A 1,260-nucleotide genomic window follows, 5' to 3' on the forward strand; every position below is an offset into this window, starting at 1 on the left:
GGCGAACAGCGGCCGCGGGGTGGGACCGGGGGCGCGTTCGCCGTACCAGGTGACGATGCTGCGCCAGGCCGAGAAGGCCTGGAGGCTCGTGACTTTCTGCTCCATGATCGCGCTGACCAGCGCGTCGAAGACGAGATCGGTGCGTCCGATGCGGAGGTCGGGATGCCGCCGGTGCCACTCGGCGACCGACGGATGCCGCGAGGCATCGAATCCGTCGGGGTCGTCGAGCTTGCCGCAGAGTGCCGGCAGCTGGTCGAGCGCCCACTCGGCGCCGGGTCCCCACGCCGCCGCGCGCACCGCGCCTCCGATGCTCTGGCGCAGGGCGAGTGTCGCGACGCCGAGCGGGGTGCGGCTGACGCGCCAGACGACACCGCCGTCGCGCAGCGGCATCGACGAGAAGTAGGTCGGGTCGTTGCGTCCGTGCCGTTGTGCGGCGACGGCACGACCGACGTCGACGGGCTGCGCGGGACGGTACTCGCCCTCGAGCGGACGCTCGGTCGGGACCGGAAGCTCGCGCGGTGTCTGCCGCGTGCGCACCCCGGTCGATCTCATGCCGACACCCTACGTCGCCCCGCCGACATCGCGGCATCCGGGGCTGTTTCGCGCGCGGCGGTGCGCTGATCGGTCAGAAGCGGTCAGGCGAGGGGGTGCCGTGACCGTAGCGGATCGAGACGTCGGCGTGACGGTCGAAGCGGTATCCCACGCCGCGCACCGTGCGCACGATGTCTTCGTAGGCGCCGAGCTTGGCGCGCAGTCGGCGCACGTGCACGTCGATGGTGCGCTCGCCGGGGGCGTCGTCATCGGTCGAGCCCTCCCAGAGGGATGCCACGAGCTCGGCGCGCTCGATCGTGCGACCCTCGCGCAGCACGAGGTACTGCAGGAGCTCGAACTCCTTGAACGTGAACGCGGCCGACTCGCCGTCGATGAGCACGCGCTTGCGCGAGATGTCGACGACCACACCGCCGGGCGCGCGGTCCTCTTCGGCGGGCTCGTCCTTGGTGCGGGCGACGGCGGACGGCTCGTGCAGGGCGAGGCGCACCACGTCGACGTCGCGGCCACCGGCTCCGGTCGGAGCGAGGGCGACCGTGGCGTACGTCTCGGCGGCGGGGGCGAGCTCACCGAGCGTGCGACGCAGTGCCTCGACGAGCGTGCCGAGGCTCACTCCGGCGGCCGCGGCTTTCGCCTCGTCGATGCCGACGTAGAGGGCGAAGCCGCGCGGGGCGGAACCCGCGGGAAGCGCGGGGCGGGCGGCCGGAGCGG

The 1,260-nt window shown here is 73.2% G+C and carries 1 protein-coding gene and 1 pseudogene; both read right to left on the bottom strand.

Translation table 11 applies throughout. From position 1 onward, the window contains the following. Nucleotides 1-552 (bottom strand): annotated as a pseudogene (locus NS283_RS18125) (DNA-3-methyladenine glycosylase 2 family protein); the annotation flags it as partial. A gap of 73 nt (nt 553-625) precedes the next feature. Further along, nucleotides 626-1,260: winged helix-turn-helix domain-containing protein (locus NS283_RS18130; RefSeq protein ID WP_058598226.1), on the bottom strand; the 635-nt coding region annotated here is incomplete at its 5' end.

The organism is Microbacterium testaceum, assembly GCF_001476285.1.
In the GTDB taxonomy this organism is placed as follows: domain Bacteria; phylum Actinomycetota; class Actinomycetes; order Actinomycetales; family Microbacteriaceae; genus Microbacterium; species Microbacterium testaceum_B.